At 52.2% G+C, this 22,955-nt stretch carries 20 protein-coding genes; 16 read left to right on the top strand and 4 right to left on the bottom strand.

Annotated elements, in window-relative coordinates:
* Window positions 1–106 precede the first annotated feature (106 nt).
* From ABF87_RS06265 to ABF87_RS06235, 7 genes are all read left to right on the top strand, one after another.
* Complete coding sequence (locus ABF87_RS06265; RefSeq protein WP_240143557.1) at window positions 107–1,306, top strand: alpha/beta fold hydrolase; 1,200 nt, start codon at window positions 107–109, stop codon at window positions 1,304–1,306.
* Between the two features lie 128 nt (window positions 1,307–1,434).
* The gene (locus tag ABF87_RS06260) at window positions 1,435–2,631 is read left to right on the top strand and encodes an NAD(P)/FAD-dependent oxidoreductase (protein ID WP_160828277.1); all 1,197 of its coding nucleotides are present in this window, start codon (window positions 1,435–1,437) and stop codon (window positions 2,629–2,631) included.
* Between the two features lie 210 nt (window positions 2,632–2,841).
* Window positions 2,842–3,180: a cupin domain-containing protein gene (locus ABF87_RS06255; RefSeq protein WP_160828276.1), complete on the top strand. Its 339-nt coding sequence runs from the start codon at window positions 2,842–2,844 to the stop codon at window positions 3,178–3,180.
* A gap of 33 nt (window positions 3,181–3,213) precedes the next feature.
* A complete protein-coding gene (locus ABF87_RS06250; RefSeq protein ID WP_160828275.1) occupies window positions 3,214–3,567 on the top strand; it encodes an arsenate reductase family protein in 354 nt (117 codons plus the stop codon).
* Window positions 3,568–3,827: 260 nt separating this feature from the next.
* Complete coding sequence (locus ABF87_RS06245; RefSeq protein ID WP_160828274.1) at window positions 3,828–6,353, top strand: 3-hydroxyacyl-CoA dehydrogenase/enoyl-CoA hydratase family protein; 2,526 nt, start codon at window positions 3,828–3,830, stop codon at window positions 6,351–6,353.
* A 51-nt stretch (window positions 6,354–6,404) separates the two neighbouring features.
* Window positions 6,405–7,604: an acetyl-CoA C-acyltransferase gene (locus ABF87_RS06240; protein ID WP_160828273.1), complete on the top strand. Its 1,200-nt coding sequence runs from the start codon at window positions 6,405–6,407 to the stop codon at window positions 7,602–7,604.
* Between the two features lie 424 nt (window positions 7,605–8,028).
* Window positions 8,029–8,502 carry a hotdog fold thioesterase gene (locus tag ABF87_RS06235; RefSeq protein WP_160828272.1) on the top strand — a complete coding sequence of 158 codons (474 nt, stop codon included), beginning with the start codon at window positions 8,029–8,031 and terminating at the stop codon, window positions 8,500–8,502.
* 219 nt (window positions 8,503–8,721) lie between these two features.
* Here ABF87_RS06235 and ABF87_RS14960 read toward each other — a convergent pair whose 3' ends face one another.
* A complete protein-coding gene (locus ABF87_RS14960) occupies window positions 8,722–9,183 on the bottom strand; it encodes a hypothetical protein (protein WP_240143556.1) in 462 nt (153 codons plus the stop codon).
* A gap of 68 nt (window positions 9,184–9,251) precedes the next feature.
* On the opposite strand from ABF87_RS14960, the gene ABF87_RS06225 reads away from it, so the two are divergent.
* On the top strand, window positions 9,252–9,398 hold the full coding sequence (locus ABF87_RS06225) for a hypothetical protein (RefSeq protein WP_160828271.1): 147 nt from the start codon (window positions 9,252–9,254) through the stop codon (window positions 9,396–9,398).
* A 146-nt stretch (window positions 9,399–9,544) separates the two neighbouring features.
* Complete coding sequence (locus tag ABF87_RS06220) at window positions 9,545–10,894, top strand: DUF3422 domain-containing protein (RefSeq protein WP_160828270.1); 1,350 nt, start codon at window positions 9,545–9,547, stop codon at window positions 10,892–10,894.
* Window positions 10,895–10,913: 19 nt separating this feature from the next.
* Here the strand turns inward: ABF87_RS06220 and ABF87_RS06215 are convergent, their stop codons facing one another.
* A complete protein-coding gene (locus tag ABF87_RS06215; RefSeq protein WP_345789886.1) occupies window positions 10,914–12,368 on the bottom strand; it encodes an L-serine ammonia-lyase in 1,455 nt (484 codons plus the stop codon).
* Window positions 12,369–12,778: 410 nt separating this feature from the next.
* Between ABF87_RS06215 and ABF87_RS06210 the strand changes: the two genes are divergently transcribed.
* From ABF87_RS06210 to greB, 6 genes are all read left to right on the top strand, one after another.
* A complete protein-coding gene (locus ABF87_RS06210; protein WP_160828269.1) occupies window positions 12,779–16,066 on the top strand; it encodes an EAL domain-containing protein in 3,288 nt (1,095 codons plus the stop codon).
* On the top strand, window positions 16,023–17,255 hold the full coding sequence (locus ABF87_RS06205) for a hypothetical protein (RefSeq protein ID WP_345789885.1): 1,233 nt from the start codon (window positions 16,023–16,025) through the stop codon (window positions 17,253–17,255). Before ABF87_RS06210 ends, ABF87_RS06205 begins: the two co-directional genes overlap by 44 nt.
* A 19-nt stretch (window positions 17,256–17,274) precedes the next feature.
* Window positions 17,275–17,433 carry a hypothetical protein gene (locus ABF87_RS06200; RefSeq protein WP_160828268.1) on the top strand — a complete coding sequence of 53 codons (159 nt, stop codon included), beginning with the start codon at window positions 17,275–17,277 and terminating at the stop codon, window positions 17,431–17,433.
* A 26-nt stretch (window positions 17,434–17,459) separates the two neighbouring features.
* A complete protein-coding gene (locus tag ABF87_RS06195) occupies window positions 17,460–18,446 on the top strand; it encodes a 2-hydroxyacid dehydrogenase (RefSeq protein ID WP_160828267.1) in 987 nt (328 codons plus the stop codon).
* A gap of 24 nt (window positions 18,447–18,470) precedes the next feature.
* Window positions 18,471–18,803, top strand: coding sequence for an SMR family transporter (locus ABF87_RS06190; RefSeq protein ID WP_160828266.1), 333 nt, complete (start codon window positions 18,471–18,473; stop codon window positions 18,801–18,803).
* Between the two features lie 203 nt (window positions 18,804–19,006).
* Window positions 19,007–19,558, top strand: coding sequence for a transcription elongation factor GreB (gene greB / locus ABF87_RS06185; RefSeq protein WP_160828265.1), 552 nt, complete (start codon window positions 19,007–19,009; stop codon window positions 19,556–19,558).
* Here greB and ABF87_RS06180 read toward each other — a convergent pair.
* Both ABF87_RS06180 and ABF87_RS06175 read right to left on the bottom strand, forming a co-directional pair.
* Window positions 19,467–20,588 carry a hypothetical protein gene (locus ABF87_RS06180; RefSeq protein WP_160828264.1) on the bottom strand — a complete coding sequence of 374 codons (1,122 nt, stop codon included), beginning with the start codon at window positions 20,586–20,588 and terminating at the stop codon, window positions 19,467–19,469. The two genes, greB and ABF87_RS06180, sit on opposite strands and share 92 nt — an antisense overlap.
* Window positions 20,589–20,761: 173 nt before the next feature.
* Window positions 20,762–21,172: a YchJ family metal-binding protein gene (locus tag ABF87_RS06175; RefSeq protein ID WP_240143554.1), complete on the bottom strand. Its 411-nt coding sequence runs from the start codon at window positions 21,170–21,172 to the stop codon at window positions 20,762–20,764.
* Between the two features lie 384 nt (window positions 21,173–21,556).
* Here ABF87_RS06175 and ABF87_RS06170 point away from each other — a divergent pair, with 384 nt between their 5' ends.
* On the top strand, window positions 21,557–22,945 hold the full coding sequence (locus tag ABF87_RS06170; protein ID WP_160828263.1) for a porin: 1,389 nt from the start codon (window positions 21,557–21,559) through the stop codon (window positions 22,943–22,945).
* Window positions 22,946–22,955: the final 10 nt, after the last annotated feature.

Below are 22,955 nucleotides of genomic sequence, written 5' to 3'. Positions count from 1 at the left end.
TCGGTTGATGGTTGGCAATATGCAGAATCAACAGCTCAACGGTTGAGAAAAAAGGATTCTTCAGGGACGACTAATTAATTTTCCCAAATTGATCGCCACAAATTATTTGCCCAATTACGTAAGCCATTCTCTCGCGGCAATTTTTCTGCTGGTAATGCTGACCGGCTGTGTCCACCGTCAGTTCGTCAGCACTTCTTATCCGGAGTGGGGAGAATCGCATGAATTTCATTCATCCGACCGCAGTACGCCGCTGATCCTGCGTACCCTGGCGCCGCCGGAACCTGCCGCGGCGCCCGCTTGCGTGTTGTTAGTGCATGGCATGAATGAACATATCGGGCGTTATGGTGAGGTAGCACGTCATTTTGCCCAGCAGTTCACCGTTGCCGGTTTCGATTTTTACGCGCACGGCCTTTCCAATCCGGTTCTGCAGCAAGCCAATCATGCGCTGCGCGCGGGTGCAGCGGAACAGGATGTCAGCGATGCGTATCTGGCACAATTAGCGCTGCGCGATCTGGAACCGTTGCGTCACAATCTGCATCACGCGCTACAACGTTTCATGGAACTGTGCGATGCGCAGGGTGAACCGGGCCGGCCGGTGTACATTGTCGCACACAGCCTGGGTGCGCTGGTTACGGCCTCTTACCTGATACAACAGCGGATCGAAGGTAACCCGGTCAAGCGCGTACAGGGCGTCGTGTTGCTGGCGCCAGGTTTTGCCGTCAGTGAGCCGCCGGGATGGCGGGGGTGGCTGGCCAATCCATTGATCAAATTATCTTTTCATGCTGAAACGCACTTTTTGTATCCTCATGATGAGCCTTTGCCCGTGCTGGTATTCAATCAGTTCATCGCCGCGATTACCGTGCCGGTTCTGGATGGGGTGTTTGACATATTGTCGTGGCCGGGATTGCGGAGTGTATTTTCGCCCATTTCTCCGACGTGGGTCAGGAATTATCTGACCGATAGTGAAGCGGAAAAAGCCCGTTTGCGGGCGGATGGCTGGATCGTCCGCCGCACCCTGTTGCGCTACGTCAAAGGTATTGAGGAAGAAATCGTTCATTTCCGCCGCCGCATGGATCAATTTACCCTGCCTTATTTTCTGATTTATTCAGCTCAAGATCCGATCACTCCGGCATGGGGTAGCGAAGATTTTCGCCGGACAACGGTTTCGCATCATCCGGATAATGCCGTTCTGGCGCTGCCCGGACTGGTTTATCATCAGCATCTGTTTTTGTCGGAGCCGATGCGCAGCGAGCTTCTGCAGAAAATTGAGCAATGGATTCATCGTCGCCTGCACTCGACAGAATGAGCAATGATTGCTTTCATTGCGGTTGAATCGATAGAATGACGCAGCACCATCAATGATAGGCCTATGTAGTTTTTGATCCACCTAAACGCACGCCTGTTTGAACTGTCAAATAGAGAGGAGGTGTTCTGATGGTAACAGCGACGGCTGTAAACGATGAGATGACCGATGTGTTGATTGTCGGCGCGGGCCCGGCCGGGCTTGCGCTGGCGACCCAACTGATGCGCTCCGGCATCCAACCTCTCATAGTCGATCAACTGACTTCCGGCCAGCACACTTCGCGCGCTGCTGTCATTCACGCCCATACGCTGGAAGTACTCGAATCGATCGGCGTATCGGAACGGCTTGTGGCAGCGGGACTCAAACTGACGCAATTCAGTATGCGTGATCGCAATCGCGTGCTGCTGCGATTGCGGTTTGACACTTTACCAACGCGCTACAATTATTTGCTGATGTTGCCGCAGGATGTGACCGAAAGAATTCTGGCCGAAGCGTTGATTGAAGCGGGCGGATCGGTGCGTTGGGGTTGTTCGGTCGAATCCTTGACTGAAACAGCGAATGGGATACGTGCGACCCTCGTTACCAACCAGCATAAACAGATCGTGTGTGCCCGTTATGTGATTGGTGCGGATGGTATGAACAGTCTGGTTCGGGAGACTGCGGGTATCCGATTCGGCGGCGGCAATCATCAAGAATCCTTTGTTCTGGCGGATGTCAGCATGGATTGGGAGCACGGTGCCAACGAAGTGATGCTGTTCTTATCGCCAGCCGGTTTGCTGGTGATCGCGCCGTTGATGGTCGGAAGATATCGTGTCGTCGCGACGCTCGAGAATGCGCCGGCGCAGCCAGGAATTACCGATATCCAGGCACTCATGGACAACCGTGGGCCGACCGGTGCTGCCAACCGGATATCAGAGGTCCATTGGAGTTCGCGTTTTCATGTGCACTACCGCGTCGCCGAGCATTTCCACCGCAGGCGCTATGTGCTGATCGGCGATGCCGCGCATGTGCACAGCCCGGCTGGCGGACAAGGCATGAATACCGGCTTGGTGGATGCTTGCGTGCTGGGGCGTATGCTCACGGATGTGATTCGCAATCATCAGGATTACAGCGGTCTCGGTCATTTTGAAGCGTTGCGCAGACCGGCTGCAGAACAGGTGTTGCAGCTTGCCGAGCAGCTCACCCGCATGGCGCTGATCAAAAAAGCGCCGCAGCGGTTGCTGAGAAACATTCTGCTGCAAGTGCTGGGCGTATTTCCTGCATTCCGGCATCGGCTGCAGATGAATTTGTCGGGTTTGAGCCGCCGTGCCGCTGCCAGGATTGAATGATTGCGCCTTTGTAATAAAAGCACGACATCAGGCTGTACGACGCGAACAAGAAACGATCAGTCAATAGCCGTCCTGGTGCGGAAAAAGATCAGTTCAGCAGTCTCCCAGGCTGGCAAAAATTGGTGTCAGCGCTCGAGTTCACTTATACTTATCCCCATTTGATTTTCCGTGTATTTCTCAAAGCCCATCCACAGCCAAGAATCTAACGATATGAAGAAAGCAACCCTGTCCGATCTGATGAAGAAGATTCCCGGCCCAGCCTCAGCCGAGTGGCCGATGGGTGAGCCGTTCACGCAGGCATTCGCGCATGGTTCGATGTCGGTCGAAGTCTATGCGCCGCGTGGCACGGATATTCAAACCCCGCATGATCAGGACGAATTGTATTTCATACACTCCGGCCACGGAGAATTCGTAGTTGCCGGTGAACACCATCGGTTTGAACCGGGCATGGTATTTTTTGTGGCGGCGCATGTCGAACATCGTTTTGAGAATTTTTCCGATGATTTCTGCACCTGGGTGGTATTCTGGGGGCCCAAAGGCGGGGAGTGACAATTTTCGATCATTCCAATCCGGAGGCGACAAATGCTTAAGTTTTATGGCTATAAACAATGCGGTACTTGCCGTAAAGCGGAACAGTTCTTGAAACAGGCCGAAATCGCTTATGAATTTGTCGATATCACCGAGCAGCCGCCTTCGGCAGAGGAACTCACGGCAATCGTTGCACGCGCGAATGTGCCGCTGAATAAATTATTTAATACCAGTGGCGTGCAATACCGTGAACTGAAAATCAAGGAACGTTTGCCGGCCTTATCCCAGCGTGAAATTCTGGCGTTGCTCGCGAGTAACGGTCGGCTGATCAAGAGGCCCTTGCTGACGGATGGCGAACGCGCCACCGTTGGCTTCAACGAGGCGCAGTTTGCGGCGGTCTGGCGCTGAGGCTCGTTGTTCGCAGGTGAGTCTTCAAGCCTGCAACCTGGCCGCGAATATAACCGTCAGATGCATCGTTTTTGCTCAGGAAAGTCTGAAAAGAATAGCCCGTGGCAGCCCAGTAAAGCCAAACCAGAGGGCAAACGCAGCAGTTTTTAGAACACCTCTGAACAAACAAGCTTGCGCTTTGCGCATCATGCTTGTACTCTTTCAGCAGCAACCGATACGAACATGTTTTCTTCCATAACCGGATCAAGCAGGAGGCGAAATTGGGTGATCAGCGTTTTTTAATCCGTAAGGCAGCAGTACTCGGCGCGGGCGTGATGGGTGCCCAAATTGCGGCGCATCTGGTGAACGCCAATATCGAAACGCTGTTGTTCGAGCTGCCCGGCGATGCGAAAAATCCCAATGCCAATGTCATCAAAGCGGTGGAGAAGTTGAAGAAACAAGAGCCTGCGCCGCTGTCCTCCAAAACCAGGGCGACCTTCATTCAGCCCGCCAATTATGATCAGAACCTGGAGCTGCTCAAAGAATGTGATCTGGTGATCGAGGCGATTGCCGAACGCATGGACTGGAAGCGCGATTTGTATGTCAAGGTTGCGCCTTTTCTGGGTGAACACACCATTTTTGCGAGCAATACCTCGGGCTTGTCGATCAATCGACTGGCTGAGGCATTTCCGGAAGCGTTGCGGCATCGTTTCTGCGGCATCCATTTTTTCAATCCGCCGCGCTACATGCATCTGGTTGAATTGATTCCCTGCCAGGTCAGCGACGCCGAAATGCTGGATCATCTGGAGGAATTTCTCGTCACCATGCTCGGCAAAGGTGTCATTCGCGCCAAGGATACACCCAATTTCATCGCCAACCGGATCGGGGTTTTCTCTTTGCTGGCCACGATGCATCATGGCCGGGCATTCGATTTCGGTTTCGATCTGGTCGATGCGCTGACCGGCACACTGATTGGCCGTCCCAAGAGCGCCACGTTCCGCACCGCCGACGTGGTCGGTTTGGATACGCTGGCGCATGTGATCAATACCATGCGCGATAACTTGCCGGATGATCCGTGGCACGTTTATTTTACCGTGCCGGATTGGTTGCAGGGCTTGATTCAGGATGGCGCGCTGGGTGAAAAGGTCAAACGCGGGGTCTATCAGAAAATCAACAATGAAATCCATGTGTTCGATCTGCCGACGCACGCGTACCGTTTGGCGGAAGCGGAGGCAAACGAGGATCTCAAGCAGTTGCTCAAATACAGCAATCCGCCGGAGAAATTTGCGGCGCTTCGCCACAGCTCGGAACCCCAGGCGCAGTTTCTGTGGTGCATTTTCCGCGATTTGTTCCATTATTGCGCCGTGCAACTGGAAGCGATCGCCGCTAACGCGCGGGATTTGGATCTCGCCGTGCGCTGGGGATTCGGCTGGAACCAAGGTCCTTTTGAAATCTGGCAGGCGGCCGGCTGGAAACAAATCACCGGGTGGATTCAGGAGGATATTGCCGCGGGTAAAACGATGAGTCAGACGCCGTTGCCGTCGTGGATCATGGACATTGCCGATGGACTAACGGAAACGGTGCACACCCCGCAAGGCTCATTCGCGCCAGTCACCGGAAAAATGCAACCGCGTTCGCAATTGCCGGTCTATCAGCGGCAATTATTTCCCGATCGATTGATCGGCGAAGACGCCGTGTATGGCGAAACTATTTTTGAAACCGATGCGGTCAGGCTGTGGCATACCGGCGATCAAATCGCCATTCTGAGCTTCAAGAGCAAAATGCACACGATTGGCATCGACGTGCTGGAAGGTGTGCAACACGCTATTCAGGAAGCTGAACGGCATTGGCGCGCGCTCGTAATCTGGCAGACTGAACCGCCGTTTTCGGCGGGCGCCAATTTACAAAAGGCGACGGAACGGCCCAAATCGGCTGCTCAGCACGGTAGTGCACCGGCTGCGCCCTCCAAACCTTCGCCCTTGCAGTCTTTCCTGAGAAAATTCAAGAAATCGGCTCAGGCTACCGTGTTGCAGGTTGCGCGCGAACTCGATTTGGCCGATGCGCTGATGGCCAAGAAACTGGCCGAAGTCGACGGCATGATCAAGGTGTTCCAGCAGACTTCGCAGGCGTTACGTTATTCGATGATTCCCACCGTCGCCGCCGTGGATGGCTTGGCGCTGGGCGGCGGATGCGAATTCGTGATGCATTGCGACCGTGCGGTCGCGACGTTGGAGAGTTACATCGGCTTGGTGGAAACGGGCGTGGGCTTGCTGCCAGCGGGCGGGGGCTGCAAGGAATTCGCGATGCGCGCGGCACAGAATACCATCGACGGCGATCCTTTCCCGCAACTGAAGCATTATTTCCAGACCGTGGCGATGGCCGAGCTGGCCAAAAGCGCAGAGCAAGCGAAGGAATTCGGTTATTTGCGGCCAGCCGACATCATCGTGATGCATCGGTTTGAGTTGCTGTATGTGGCCAAGGCTCAGGCACTGGCGCTGGCTGAAAGAGGTTATCGCCCGCCGCTGCGCACGCGCGAGATTCCGGTCGCAGGCGACGCCGGGATTGCGACGATCGAGAGCCAATTGGTCAATTTGCGGGAAGGTGGATTCATTTCCGAACATGATTTCCTGATTGGCAATAAAGTGGCGCATGTGATGTGCGGTGGCGATTTGACGCCCGGCAGCCTGGTCGATGAAGATTGGTTCCTGGAGTTGGAACGTGCCGCGTTCATGGAACTGATCGCTACCGAAAAAACCCAGGCGCGTATCGAATATACCTTGAAAACCGGCAAGCCGTTGAGAAACTGATAAATCCACATCCGAACAGGCATCCAAAATCGACGATACACGGAGAAATCTATGACCAAGCAAACTCAAGAAGCCTATATTGTCGCTGCTACGCGCACGCCGGTGGGCAAAGCGCCGCGCGGCATGTTCAAGCATGTGCGTCCGGACGACATGCTGGTGCATGTGCTGCAGGCCGTGATGAAGCAATGCGAAGGACTCGATGCCGCAGCAATTGAAGACGTGATCGTCGGTTGCGCCATGCCGGAAGCGGAACAGGGCATCAACGTTGCCCGTGTGGCTCTGTTATTGGCAGGTTTTCCGAACAATGTGCCGGGTATGACGATCAACCGCTTCTGTGCGTCCGGATTGCAATCGGTGGCGTTGGCGGCGGACCGTATTCGTCTCGGTGAAGCGGATGTGATGATCGCCGCTGGCACCGAGAGCATGAGCATGGTGCCGATGATGGGGAACAAAGTATCGATGAATCCGGCGATGTTCGAGCATGAAGAAAATGTCGCCATCGCGTATGGCATGGGAATGACGGCCGAGAAAGTGGCAGAACAATGGCATGTCTCGCGCGAAGATCAGGATGAGTTTGCGTTGACCAGTCATCAGCGCGCGATGAAAGCGATCGAAACGGGAGAATTCAAGCAGGAAATCACACCGTATCCGGTGGATGAGAAGCATCCCGACCTGGCGGCGCATGCCGTGCGGGAAGAAATCGTCGTGAAGGGTACTGATGAAGGGCCGCGAGCCGATACCAGTCTGGAAGTACTGGCGAAATTGAAACCGGTATTTGCCGCCAAAGGATCGGTGACCGCCGGCAATAGCTCGCAGATGTCCGATGGCGCGGGTGCTGTCGTGCTGATGAGCGAAGCGGCAATGAAACGCTATAACCTGTCACCGCTCGGACGGTTCATCGGCTACTCGGTGATCGGTGTGCCGCCTGAAATCATGGGCGTTGGCCCGATCAAAGCGATTCCGAAGGTATTAGCACAGACCGGCATCAAACAGAATGACCTCGACTGGATCGAACTGAATGAGGCATTCGCAGCGCAAAGCCTGGCCGTGATTCGCGACCTTGGACTGGATCGCGCCAAAGTGAATCCGCTGGGCGGCGCCATCGCGCTGGGTCACCCTTTGGGGGCCACCGGTTCGATCCGTGTCGCGACACTGCTGCACGGACTGCGGCGGCACCACCAGAAATACGGTATGGTCACCATGTGCGTCGGCAGCGGCATGGGTGCTGCGGGCGTGTTTGAGGCGTTGTAAAAATCTATCGTTCGTGAGTGGGAATGTTTGCTGAGAGCAAATTCTACTCATTCGCGTCAACTACTTTTGTCTAAACCCATCCTCGATTGAGAATCGATAACTTCCAATGTGCTCTGGATTGAAACATCCTATTTTGCCGTGATGGTTTTCCAGATGATTCACTCTGTTACCGTCTGTTACCGGTAAGCGATGAGATTGGTCTGGATGGTTTTTATCGTTGCGATGTGGCGAGATCAATTGGTACAAAAGTTGAAGAATAAAATTTTCGCGTCATGTTTTCCTCCATTACCGTATCGTAGGTATTCCAGCAGTTCGCCAAGCCCCTTCATTGCACTATAATTCGGATCTCACAATTGACATCGCTGAGGACAACCAGCAGTTATCCAGTCACTGTAGAGGACAATGATTACGAGAGGAATGGGCTATGAGTTCAGTATGGTTTAAAGATTATACGATCGATTATTTGGAAGGTTTGCGGAATGCAAATATGGGAGAACATATCGGTATCCAGTTCATAGAACTGGGGCCGGATTATCTGAAGGGGAGAATGCCGGTGGACAAGCGCACGACGCAACCGTTCGGCATCCTCCATGGCGGCGCCAGTTGCGTATTATCGGAAACGCTGGGCAGCGTGTCGGGTTGGATGACGATCGATCCGGAACACTACCGCGCGGTGGGGCTGGAACTCAACATCAACCATATCCGGGCAGTGACCAAAGGCCATGTCATTGGCATCTGCACCCCGCTCCATACCGGCCGCCGCACGCAGGTCTGGCAAACGGATATCATCGAGGAAGCCACAGGCAAGCGGGTCGCGATTTCCCGTTTGACGCTGGCAATCATTGATCATGGCACGTTGAGCGCACAAAAAGAGCATGTCATGGTTGATAGACCCTGACCAATTCGTAAACCTCAATCATCGTTTGCTTCACTTTGTGAGGGAACAATACGGCTTTCTGTGTTGATGAGGTTTTTTTGCTGTTTCTGAGTAGCACCGTTTCAACCGGATTCAGCCTGCAAGCGGAATTCTGGTTGAAACGTGTTTTTTCCTGTTCGGCGCAGTCAGGGAAGTTTTGCAGCAGCCAATGACCGAACGCAGGAGTTTTTCAGAAATTTATCAATGAGGTTTGGTGTCGCCGGATTTCTCTGCGGTATCAGCCGCAGGAGTAGTTGATGCATTGGCTGATTCACTACTTCCAGGCTGAGCGTGTGTGCCGGATAATGGCGTTTCGCGGTTAAGCGCTTCAGTCGGAAAGTGATCAGGTCGAGCGGGCGAATGTTCCACTTGTTCGTCCTGCTTGGGTTTATTATTCCACATGAAATAGGTTGCGCCCAACGTCACTACCACCACCGGCAGCGTGACGAACACCAGCAATGCATATTCAACCGTGATGTCAGCACCTGCCGGCAATGGCCGGGTGACGATCATGTAGGCATGCATCGCGGCAATTCCGTAAACGGGCATTAATGCGGCCATATAACGATTGTTCACCAGCGGTCGTACGGTGAGCATATTCAGAATGTTGGAACCGTAGTATCCAACGAAATAAACGAAGATATAAAAAAAAATGGCACCCATGATTTTCCCCTGTGTTTGTATAGTAATTGGGTCATATTGTGCGGCCAAGGTCGGGCATCGCATGAAAGATGATACACAGAACATTCATCAATGTACTAGTAAAAAATGCCGGGGTAGCGATGATGGCAAAGCGCTCGGCGCAACGATGGAAAACATGTGTTGACCGGTTTGGGCGAGGATTTGCCGAGTATCGTTTTCGGGAAAATCCTGCCTGAAGCTCGTGTTGATACTGCTATTCAGGTTCATGCGTTGTAATAAAAGATTCACCGGCAGGTCATGTTAATTCGGTATGCTATGTCCTGTTTGGCCATTGCCTTATTATGCAATAACACCACGTTTTCAATTCACTAAGGTTATGTTTATGGATGTGCGCACGTTATTCTCTGCATCGTCGGCAGAGCAACAATTTTCTCAGCAGCCGTCGCTGCGGGTGCCGGAATATCCGGAAAGAGTCGAATTACATACCGAACTGAATTCGGTCGCCTATGAGTTATTGACGCCTCCTTTCCAGCTTTCCCATCTGGTATTGATGTCCGAGCGCGACCGGGTTGAGCAGGAGCGTCAGTTGGTCGGGGAATTATGCGCGCACTATAGCGTCGATCCGCCTAGCGCGCATGAGAGCGATTTCAGCGCCGACTTTGGCGAATTCCGCTTGCGTTGGGAACGTCATACTGAGTATTCGACCTATACCGTTTATCGCGCCAAGGCTTTTGAGGTTCCATTTGAGCATCCCGCGATCGACGATGTGCCGGCGGAATGGGTCGCACGCTTGCCGGGCGAATTATTGGTGGCGACGCATATTGCGCTGGAAGACCGTTCTCGGCCGAAGCGCAGTTTGCATGAGCTGGTGACGTTGTTTGCTTCCGGCACAGTCATCGGTTCCAAAGTGGCCGGTGGGGCGGCCAGCGTATGGAGCGACAACCAGATTCACAAGGATAATTTCGGCCGCATTCTGATTCATGACGAGAATCTGCGCAGCCGCCAAGTCGGGCGGTTGGTGCAGCGTTTACTGGAAATCGAAACCTACCGCATGCTGGCCATGCTGCCATTGCCGATCACCCGCAGGATCATTCCGCAATTGGCTCGGGCTGATCAACGGCTGGCGGCGCTGATTGCCAGCAATGTCGAAACCAACAGCATAGAAGATGAACAGCACCTGCTCGAGGAATTGACGAGACTGGCGGCTGAGACTGAGCGGATGTCGGCACAAACCAGCCATCGCTTCAATGCGTCGCGGGCATACTACGATATTGTCAAATTGCGTATTACCGAGCTGCGCGAAGAGCGGATCGAAGGCTTGCAAATGCTGCAGGAATTCATGATCCAGCGACTGTCTTCCGCGATGGGCACGTGCGAACTGGTTCATACCAAACTCGAAACGTTGTCGACGCGGTTGGGGCGTGCCTCGGCGTTATTGCGCACCCGCGTCGACTTATCGATGGAAGCCCAGATCCGCGATTTGCTGAAATCGATGGACAATCGCGCGCATGTGCAGTTGCGCATGCAGGAGACGGTCGAAGGTTTATCGGTCGTGGTATTGAGTTATTATCTGCTCGGTATACTTGGGTACGGCCTGAAGGCCCTGAAGGCGGCAGGATATGATCTCGATGTCGAGTTGGTGACCGGCATGGCGATCCCGGTGATAGTTTTGAGCGTTTTTTTCGTAGTGACAGGGTTGCGGCACATTTTCCGGAAATTGCATCCAGATTGACGCTCACCCATCGAACGCATCAACACTCGGTAATGCTGACCGCCAGGCCTCCCAATGAAGTTTCCTTGAATTTGATCGACATTTCCAAGCCGGTTTGTTTCATCGCGGCGATGCAATTGTCGAGTGACATGAAATGCTGGCCATCGCCGCGGATTGCAAGCGATGCCGCAGTATAGGCCTTGATGGCGCCAAAACCGTTGCGTTCGATGCAGGGGACTTGAACCAGACTTCCCACCGGATCGCAGGTCATGCCGAGATGATGTTCCAGTGCAATTTCCGCCGCATTCTCGATTTTCTCTGTGGTGCCGCCCTTGATCGCGCATAAGCCGGATGCAGCCATCGCGGAGGCGGAGCCGACTTCGCCCTGGCAACCGACCTCGGCCCCTGAAATCGAGCTGTTATGTTTGATCAAACCGCCAATGGCTCCGGCCACCAGCAGAAAATCACGAACTTGTTCGGGTGTTGCGCCTTCATGCTTCACCGCATAATAAATTACCGCCGGTATCACGCCTGCTGCGCCATTGGTGGGGGCAGTGACAACCATGTGACCGGCGGCATTCTCTTCGTTGACGGCCATCGCGTAGGCGCACAGCCAATCATTCAACGTCGCTTTTTCGGGATTGTTCTGCAATTGCAGATATAACGAATGGGCGCGGCGCTTGATGTTCAATCCGCCCGGTAACCGGCCTTCTGCCACCAGTCCTCGTTCGAGACAAGTCCGCATCGCATCCCAGATGGCGTCCAGTCCATCATTGAGTGCCTGTTCGTTTATGCGTTCCAATTCGTTGCTGCGTTTCATCGCGGCTATCGATAAACCGCTGTCGGTCGACATTTTCATCATTTGATTGGCGCAATCGAACGGAAAACCGCAGGAACTGACGGCTTCCATTTTTATCGGCGCGACCAGCTGACCAATCTCGGCCAACGTGTTGATGAATCCACCACCAATTGAAAAGTAGGTTTCCGTGAGCAATGTTTTGCCCGTGCCATCCAGCAATTGAAAAATCATGCCGTTGGGATGCTCCGGCAGCGGATCTCCACGATCGAAAACGATATCTTCAGCGGGATTGAAGTGAATGACGACGGTTTCGTCGATCTGAAACGTCGTTTCTGACCACAATGCCTGAAACAATTCATTCACATCCAATTTCGCCAATGCCAGCGGCGTGTATCGATGCATTCCCAAAGTCACGGCGCGATCAGTGGCGTGTCCCTTGCCGGTGAATGCCAGGGAGCCTCGCAAGGTACATCGGACATGCAGGAAAGACGGCATAGGATGGCTGGACACAAACGCCTGGATCCGATCACGGAAATCCTTCGCGGCCACCATCGGTCCCATCGTGTGTGAGCTGGACGGGCCGATGCCTATTTTAAAAAGATCGAGAACGCTGATGAACATGACAATGCCTGTGAAAAAACGAAATAGAGTGACACCGTTGATGATGGTTGTGGATTGGTCGAATAGATCAATCACGCGCGCTAGTATGCTATATGTCTTTCACTGACTCAACTCATTTTTGACAACTTGTTGTTCGACAGGGAACTTATGCTACAACCGAGTTGCCGGGAGCAATGATCAGCGATTCCGGTGACTGTTTCTAGAGTATGGGAGGAAATTTGCGATGAGTCCTGATAGGGCAACGGATCAGCGCAGATGTGTTGTTTAAAAATTACAGTTCTCGCATAAATTTCTATAGGCTTATGTATTTTAGATTAAAATCAAGTTCCCTAAGAGATAGTGCCGGGTGAGACATGCCTGAATTCAAATGCACAATGAGATAGCTCTGACAAAGGTAGCGAGCGCAGTGGTCTTCAGAGCTTCCGCAGTCATCATCAAGTCATGTCATGATTAACGATGAAGTCATTTCGAGAGAGTCCTCCTGCGTGAGCACAACAGTTCCGATTTCCACGATCTTGAGTGATGAGCAACTCAGAGAGTTGTTCGATGGTGTCAACGATTTAATTCAGAGCGTGACGCCGGATGGGCGTTTCCTTTTCGTCAATCGGGCGTGGCGCGAGCTGCTCGGATACTCAACCGACGATGTCGCCGGCTTGACGATCTTCAGCATCATCCATCCCGATCATCATGCGGAATGTCTTGAAACCATCCAGCGCATCATGGCTGGAGAAAATCTGGGGCTCATGGAAGTGCCTTTTTTGACCAAGGATGGGCGTGTGGTCATCGTGGAAGGCAATCTCAGTCTGTATTCCATCAATGGCATACCGATCGCGACCCGCGGCATTTTTCGTAACATTACGGAACGCAAGGCGGCCGAAAGCGAAATCCGTAGTCTGAATGAAACGCTTGAACGTACCGTGGTGCAGCGCACCTTGGAGTTGAGGCTGAGCGAGAAACGGTTTCGAGACTTTATCGCCAGCATCCCCGGCGCAGTCTATGAGTTCTGTATCGATGCCCAAGGAGGCCGTTCGATGCCGTTCATGAGCGAAGGCATCGCCGACTTGATCGGCGTTCCCGCAATGGATTGCATGGCGGATGTCGGCGTCATTTTCAAGCAGATTCATGCGGAAGCCATAGCCGAGCTCGATGCCTCGATGCTTGTATCTATGAAGAACTTACTGCCTTGGTCGCATGAATATCCGGTAACGACGCCGCATGGCGAGAAATGGTTGCGGGGTTATTCGATTCCCAGCCGGGAGAATGATGGCAGTACCCGCTGGCGGGGCGTGCTGGTCGATATTACCCGGCAGAAACACATGGAAATCGCACTGCGCAACAATGAGCAATTGTTTCGCAGCCTCACGGAAGTTGCGCCGGTGGGTATTTTCCGAACCGACGAGACCGGCAAATGTTTGTATGTCAATGAGCGCTGGTGCTTGATTGCCGGGATGGACGCAGAAACGGCGCTTGATTTTGGCTGGGTTACAGCCATTTATCCGGAAGACCGCGAGCGCGTCATGAATGAGTGGGGCAGGGCAGTGCAGTATCAACGGCAATTCATCTCCGAGTATCGCTTCCAGACCAAGGAAAAAGTAATTACCTGGATTCTCGGGCATGCCCAGGCTGAGCGTGATCAGCATGGCAATGTGTTGGGATATGTAGGGACGATTACCGATATTACCGACCAGAAAATAAAGGAAACCGAGCTGGCGGAATCGCGCAATCTATTAAAAACGATTGTCGACACGGCGCCGGTGCGCATTTTCTGGAAAGACAGGGATTCCCGCTATCTGGGCTGCAATCCTTCGTTTGCACGCGATGCGGGCGTCATGTCAATGCAAGAAATCATCGGTAAGACCGACTATGATCTGAGCTGGACCGAAGAGCAGGCGAACCATTATCGAGCTGATGACCGGCAAGTGATCGATTCAGGTATTTCCAAACTATATTATGAAGAATCGCTCAAAAATGCTAGCGAAGAATCGTTGTGGATAGAAACTTCAAAAGTGCCGCTACTGAGTGTCACCCATGAAATCATCGGTGTACTCGGTATCTATCAGAACATCACCAAGCAGAAACAGGCCAATGACTCGATGCGTCTGGCCGCAGCGATTTACCAGTCGAGTAACGAAGCCATCATGGTGACCGATGAGAATGACCTGATCATCCAAATCAATCCGGCATTTACGCGCATGACCGGCTATGACATCGCCGATGTGATGGGCAAGAGTCCTGAAATATTCCGTTCCGGACGACATGATACTGATTTCTACCAGGAGATCCGGCACCGATTGCTCAACGAAGATCATTGGCAGGGCGAGATCTGGGATGCGCGCAAAGACGGTACCGTTCATGCCAAGTGGCTGAGTGTCAGTGTCATTCGGCATGCCGATGGGCGCATTCATTTTCATGTATCGCAGTTCACCGACATCACCGAAAAGAAGAAAAATGACGAGCTGATTTTGTCACAGGCGAATTATGATCAATTAACTGGCTTACCCAACCGTAATCTGTTCAAAAAACGGCTGGAAGCCAAAATCAAGAAATTGCGCCGTACTGGCACACCTCTGGCCATGCTGTTTCTGGATCTGGATCACTTCAAGGATATCAACGATACGCTGGGGCATGACAAGGGCGATGATTTGTTGCGCGAAGTGGCCATCCGCGTGAAATCGTGCGTGATGGAAACCGATACCGTGGCGCGCCTGGGTGGCGACGAATTTGCGGTCATCCTATCGGATTCAGTCGAGATTCAACGTGTTGAATCGGTTGCGCAGCATATCATTCTGCAATTGAACAAGCCGTTCAATTTCAATCAGAATCGCACCAATTACTATATTTCCACCAGCATCGGCATCGTGTTCTATCCCCAGGATGGCGCCGACATGAAAAGTCTGATGAAACATGCCGATCAGGCCATGTATGCAGCCAAGCTGGAGGGGCGCAACCGTTTTTGTCATTTCACTCATTCCATGCAACAGCAAGCGCATGAAAAAATGGCCCTGATTCATGATCTACGGCAGGCAATCGCGCGAGGAGAGTTGCACGTCTATTATCAGCCGATCCTGGAATTGCACAGTGGCCGCATGATCAAGGCGGAAGCGCTGGTGCGCTGGAAACATCCACGGCGCGGCATGATCAGTCCGACGACGTTCATTCCGCTGGCTGAGGAAAGCGGCCTGATTCTGGATATCGGCGAATTGGTGTTCAAACAATCGATCGCTTTTATTCATCAATGGCAAAAACGGCTGGATCACATCATTCAGATCAGCATCAACATGTCGCCCATTCAGTTCAAATTCATGAGTAAATTTAACTGGCTGGAGAAATTGACTGAACTGGGGCTGCCTGGCAGTTGCCTGAATGTTGAAATTACCGAGGGCTTGCTGCTGAAAGATTCGTCGGTGGTGCAGGAATATCTGCTGGAATTTCGCAATAACGGCATCGAAGTATCGATCGATGATTTCGGCACCGGCTTTTCATCGCTCTCCTATCTGAAGAAATTCGATATCGATTATCTCAAGATCGACCATTCCTTCATCAATCAGCTGATCGATAGCGAAACCGACCGCACGTTGGTAGAAGCCATCATCATGATGGCGCACAAATTGGACATCAAGACCATCGCCGAGGGGGTCGAGACGAAGGAACAACAAGATCTGTTGACGCAGTTCGGCTGCGATTATGTGCAGGGATTCTTATATTCGGAAGCCATCAAGGGGAAAGCATTTGAAAAATTGCTGGTTGAACAGGCGCATCGGCTCACTGCCTAGTTTCAGTATGCTGCGATGGGTGCTCTTTGTCCTGATGGTTGGACTGTTGGCCGGTTGTGTGTCGCCGATTGCGCTGAACCGGGCCGTCATCGCGTATGATGATGCAGTAACCGATGCGTTGTCGCAGCAATTGCTGATCAATATTGCGCGCGCCTATCATCGACAGCCGATCCATTTCACCGGGGTATCGAATATCGCGGCAACATTCAGTTTTCAGGCCAACGCCGGTGCCATGCCTTCGCCCGGCGGACTTGCCGGCGCCTCGATAATGCCGATTTTTGGCGGCACCTTCGCTGAAAACCCGACCATCAGCATCGTTCCGATCGAAGGAGAAGATTTCACCCAACGGCTGTTGACGCCGTTTCCACAAAACAAATTGACCTTATTATTGCGGCAGCGTTATGACGTCGATTTGCTATTGCGCATGATGGCGCAGGAAGTGCGCCTGTTCCAATCTCCGCATTATCAAATCTATCGCAACAGCCCGCGCGATAAAAGCAACTACGAGATGTTCCGCCGGGTGGTGCTGCATTTATCAGCCATTCAGGATGACAACAAATTGTATGCCGAGCCGTTGCCGCTCATTCATACCTGGACCGTTCCCGCCCGCGCCATCGAGGCGGAAGGCTTTCAGGCATTGCAAAAGGAATTCAGCGTGCGCCATGATCCGGTCAGCAATACGTATACGCTGCGCAAGCACACGACCGGGCCGATTCTGATCACCAATTACGATCCGGGTCTTCTTTCCGATGATGAACGTGATCAACTGAACAATATGGCGGATGATTGGGATGTCAGCGATATCGCATTCGATATCCGTGCCGATCACTATGGCGGGGGGTGGCCGATGCGGGGCGTGTTCCGGCTCAGGAGTTTCCATGCGATTCTTGGTTTCCTGGGTAAAGCGCTCGGTGCTGAAGCAGGCTATCATGTCGATAAAGATCTTCGGACGCCTCAAATTCTCAACGATGAAAATCCTGATTTGACGATGGAATTGGTGGCTTCGCGCCTGCCTCCATCCGAGGCGGATATTTCAGTGCGCTGGAATGATCGGTTTTATGCGGTGAAAACTACCGGTCCCTATGCCCGCTGGAATCGCGATGCATTTCAATTGCTGTTTTTGCTGTTCCAGATGACCGTCACCGATATCCCGCGCGTCGGCGTGCCCAGTATCACGATCGCCAAGTAACTTCTTTGAGCTGGAATTCATGTCGGTTTTGCAAGTGATCTGCATCCATCATTTGGTGCGAATAGCGCATACCCAGACGGTGGTGTTTGCGACCATGGCTGTACCTCATGCTGTATTCCCTTTGGCGATCATAAAGAACAGAACCGCTGAAACGCTGGTGCATCGCGTTATGATATGATTTTCGATCCTGACGGGAGGAATGAGATGCGCGCAGTTTTTCTTGATTTCGGTTCCGTAACTCGCGGTGATATGGATTGCGGATCAATGGAGCGGGCGATCTCGCCGTGGCAGTATTTTGATGATTCGTCTGAACAGGACGTGCTGGAACGTATTCAAAGTGCTGACGTGGCCGTCAGCAATAAGGTATATATCGGCCATGAAGCGATCGTTGCGGCAAAGCATCTGAAATTGATTTGCGTGGCGGCGACCGGCTATAACAACATCGATCTTGCGGCTGCGGCCGAGCATGCCGTGCCGGTATGCAATGTGCGCGGCTATGCCACGCCCTCGGTGGTGCAGCATGTGTTCATGCTGATGCTGAATCTGGCGCGCCATTTTGTCGATTATCAGGCGCTGGTGAAAGAAGGCGGTTGGCAGGCCAGCAGATTTTTTTGCCCGTTGGATTATGATATTCAGGAGCTGTCCGGAAAAAAGCTGGGTATCATTGGATTTGGTGAGCTGGGTCAGGCAGTAGCTGAAGTTGCCCGAGCCTTTGGCATGCAGGTGCTGATTGCCGATCATAAGGGGAAATTGCCGTGTCCGGGCAGGATGGCATTCGATGACGTGATGCGGGACGCGGATGTGATTACACTGCATTGTCCTTACTCGCAAGAGACGCACCAACTGATCAGCCGCCGGGAATTTGAACTCATGAAGCCCTCGGCGTTGCTGATCAATACTGCACGTGGCCAATTAGTAAATGAGGCCGACTTGCTGCACAGCTTGCGTACGCATCGCATTGCCGGTGCGGCCCTCGACGTGATCCAGGAAGAGCCGCCCGGCGCGGACAATAGTATGTTGCGGCAGCTGCCGCCAAATCTGATTGTGACGCCGCACATCGCTTGGGCCAGCCGGGAATCCAGGCAGCGTTTGCTGGATCAATTGGCAGGCAATATCAGGCATTTCTTTCGGAACGAGCCTTTCAATCAAATCATGGATGCGTTGCACTCGAGCGCTGCCGGTCAACGCTGAACTGAAATAGGAGAAAATACCGGAATGCACCATTGGATGATACTTGCCGCCGCGATCGTCAGTGAGGTGATCGCAACCTCATACCTTAAAACGACCGAAGGATTCACGCGCTTGTGGCCATCGGTCATCGTCGTGGCCGGATATGTGCTGGCGTTTTATTTTTTATCGCTGACGCTGCGAACCATTCCGGTCGGCATTGCCTACGCCATCTGGTCCGGGGTTGGCGTGGTGCTGATTGCACTGAGCGGCTGGCTTTTTCTCGGGCAAACGCTGGATATTGCTGCGGTAATCGGTTTGGTACTGATTGTTTTGGGGGTGGCGGTGATCAATATGTTTTCTCAGAGCATTTCACACTGAATGGCATGAGCGCAATTTATTTTATTAGCGTTAGCGGTTATACATGACCGTAACAAATTGATTGGACTGATCGATTCTGGAATCAAGACGGATGGAATGGATGGGTAACGGCAGGATATGGAGTGAATTTATTGGCTCGTCTTGAACGTTCACCCAGGCTCGATATCGTAATGTGTTTCACGTGAGATTATTTCCCTTTAAATATGAACAAAGCGTTTACCAAGGAAGACGAAGACAACGATGACACGCCCGACGGCACTCCGAAATTGCCGCGAGGTGTGAAAAATTACATTACGCCAGCAGGCCATCAGCGGTTGAAAGACGAGTTTGATCAATTGTGGAAAGTGGAGCGTCCGGAACTCGTCAAAACTATTACTTGGGCCGCATCGAACGGCGATCGTTCGGAAAATGGCGATTATATCTACGGCAAGCGGCGCTTGCGCGAAATCGACCGGCGCCTGCGTTTTCTGTCCAAAAGATTGGATAGCGCGGAGGTAGTCGATCCGGCGCTACGCGGCGAATGCGATCAAGTATTTTTCGGGGCTACCGTGACAGTCTGCAATGTGCAAGGCCAAGAAAATACCTACAGCATCGTCGGGATGGATGAGGCCGATCCCGGTCGCGGCCATATCAGCTGGATTTCGCCATTAGCCAAGGCACTGCTCAGGGCGCGCGAAGGCGACGTTGTGGCGTTGCATACCCCGGGAGGAAGGGAGGAACTTGAGGTGATTGCGATTCGCTACTCGACATTGTGATTCCGGAGGATTGAACCGTGGCCTGAGTACACGAGCGTGTACTGGCAATGCAGTTCCATTGTTGTTCAGTCAAATCCTGCACACCATACAGCCTCGAGATGAATGCGAGGAAACTAGTAACTGCCGGAATATGCCGTGCGCCGGTAAAATATTTGCTTCTTTCGATCATGTCTCCCCACAGGAATGCGCCAAACCCGCCGATTTTGTCGGATTGCTGCAGCACCCAGGCATAGAATGCGATCTGTTCCAGGAGGGTCTCGATATCATCGAAGTACTCTTCTGCCAGAAACGTGCCTGGCACCAACAATAATTTGCGTCCGATGGAATTGTTCGCTTCCAGAGTCATCATGGCACTCCATACCCATTCGCCGTATTCAACCTGATGACGGTAGCCATACTCTTGCGATCCGCAGCGATGAATGGCGCCATAACAATCGAAGCCCAAGTACTCAGCGTCATCCAGCACGACGACTTTTTCATCAGGAAATTCTCTTTTCTGCAGAGTCAGTTCGGTCCATGCCTCGATGTGCATGATTCCTGACCCCGGGAACCGTTGCCGCAACGCTTGTCCCGCCCTGCGCAGAGTATCGAGCGTTTGCACATATCGATTGGCTACTTCGTGGCAGGCAGGTGTTTTATTTCGTATGACGCATTCTCCACGCACGTTCCACATCGGTTCATCCATAAAAAACAGGATGTTTCGCTGATGCAGCGTGGATCGTTCTATCGCGGCGATGATGCCGGAGACATCATCATGGTAAATTCCGGTGTCTGCATCCAGCAGAAAATGATTGATCTTCATGACGGGCAGCAATTTATTATTATTGACATCGAGGTATTCGGTAATTTCCTCCAGCGTCCTGGGCCAGAATCCGAACGAGTTGCTGTGAGCGTCTACTTCATCGAGTTGAGCACTTTCAGTCAGGAAAATACCAAAAATTTTTTCAGTTCGAGCGGTATTGAAATAATCCGCCATGACATTGAGCGAACTTAGCATCAGTACTAAGCTTATAGCGATCAACCTGTTCATCTTGGCGCTCCCTTTTGACTGCTTGATTGTTTTTCCCAGATGAAATGATAAGTCTGTGCTGACGGTATGACTGTGATTTATGTCACTGTTGCGGTAGATGGGCAAATTAAGTCTGATTTCAAAGCACTGGCACCAGATACGATTGTCTTTCAGAATTTTTGATGAGCACTGCTCTAGTTCTCAAGGATATCGCCATCGATATAGCGCCATGCATGGTTTTCGCGAATGAAACGACTGATTTCGTGCAAGCGGTGCGCTTTTCCATTGAGTTTATAACGAGCGACAAATTCTACGATGGCGTGGTCAGTGTCGGATTGCAGATGCCGTTTTACCGTCAGTCCGAGCCAGTGCGGGGTAGGGGACTGTGTCAATTCCAGTGATGAGGGGCAGGTGGACGGATGCCAGGTCGCCAGCAGATATTTTTCCCGGTGCAACGTATAGGCTGTATAGCGCGAGCGCATCAGAATTTCTGCCGTATCCGGCATCTCGCCATTATCCAGAAAACGGCCGCAGCAATCGATATAACGCGGCTCGGCGCCGCATGGGCAGCGCAGAGATTGAATGTCAGACTTTTGATGAGCCAAGGTGATTTCCAGGAAGGAAATGAAGGTAGCGGAATTGTATCGTCATTTCTTGTTGCGGTGTCGGTGTATATGCAGAAAGAAGTCGGGGTGGCAACGAATCGGCTCATTATGTTCGTGCGTGAGCTAACTCCTGACAATTTTGATGCGAGGTGATGCTGACCGTAAATGGGGCTTCGAGGTGATGTCGTCGCCAATCGCTCGAAGGTATGTGTTAGTGCTTTCCGATTGTTCTTCCATGATACTTTTGTGGTATTTTCTCTCCTGGCAGCTCGACGCGAATTGTTTGACCCTTCGATTAATTCGATGTTAGAGTGCTTTCCATAAAGGGGTTATGGTTTTTGGATCCTTAGTTGGATGTTTTTTTTATAATTTTGAGAGGAAAGAATGAAATACCAATTAAAAAAACAAACGAACCGCATGGTTCAAGTTTTCGCAGGAGGGGTGCTGCTGGTCGGCATCGGTGCCTCGGGTGCTCAAGCGAACACGATCATGAGCACCGATAACGGCTTTACTAAATTACTCAGGGAAAATGGCATTAATATCGGTGGCTGGATACAAGGTGGCGCTACCTATAATCCCAGTCAAACGCATGGATTCAATGGACCGGTTACATTTGCTGATCAGGCCAATCGGTTTCAACTGAATCAGCTCAATTTTTTCGTTGAACGCGGTGTCAGAACAGAAGGAAGCGGGTGGGATATCGGTTTCAGGGCTGATTTCATGTTCGGTACCGATGCCATTTTTACGCAGGCATATGGTAATCCCGCATTTGATGTCAATAACGGCAGGCCATTGGCGGATCGCGGCAATTGGGATCTGGATATCTGTTGTAGTTCCAGCCGGACTTATGGCATTGCGATTCCGCAGGCATTTGCAGAAGTGTATGCGCCGCTCGGAAATGGGTTGAATGTCAAAGTGGGGCATTTTTATACGCCCATCGGATATGAAACGGTTCCCGCACCCAACAATTTCTTCTATACCCACGCGTATACCATGCAATATGGCGAGCCCTTTACTCACACGGGCGTACTCGGTAATTACGCGATCACTAAAAATTTCACGGCAATGTTTGGGACCATCGGCGGCAGCGGAACGGGCGGCTGGGATGGCAATTTTGACAAGCAAATGGAAAACTGGGGTGGCATTGGCGGTGTTACCTGGACCAGCGATGATCACAATACCTCCTTGAATGTCAGTGGCACCGGTAGTACTACCTCGACGCGCAATAGCAGTTTCTGGGGAATGTACAGCATTGTCCTGAAACATAAATTCTCGGAGAAAACCCATCTGGTCTTGCAGCATGATCATGGTTTTGCAGATAACGTACTGTTGGCGAACAATGTCTATGCCGGTGTCGTCAAAGATGCGGAATGGTATGGCGTGAATTCGCATTTTTATTATGATGTGACGCCTGACGTGTCAGTTGGTGTGCGTGCCGAGTGGTTCCGCGACCGCGACGGTTTCCGGGTATTTGCGCCAGGCAGGGTGACCGCTGCGACCAATCACCTGGGTGTCAGTTATGCCAGTAATATCGGTTTGCTCGGAGCGAGTACCCCGGCCGATTATTATGCGGTAACGATAGGTGCCAACTGGAAAGCGGCGAAGACATTGAAAATAGCGTGGCAGGGATTGAGTCAACTGAACATCCGTCCCAATATCCGTTATGATCGGGTCGATGCGTTGCACGAATCATTGCAAGCCTCTGCCTACCGTCCATTCGGCGGCAACAAAGATCAGATTCTATTTTCACTGGATGCCGTACTTCCTTTCTAAGATGGAGGTC

This window comes from Nitrosomonas sp. JL21, assembly GCF_009833095.1.
Lineage (GTDB): Bacteria > Pseudomonadota > Gammaproteobacteria > Burkholderiales > Nitrosomonadaceae > Nitrosomonas.
The sequence above is the reverse complement of the archived record's forward strand: the minus strand, read 5'-3'. Positions and strand labels throughout refer to the sequence as shown.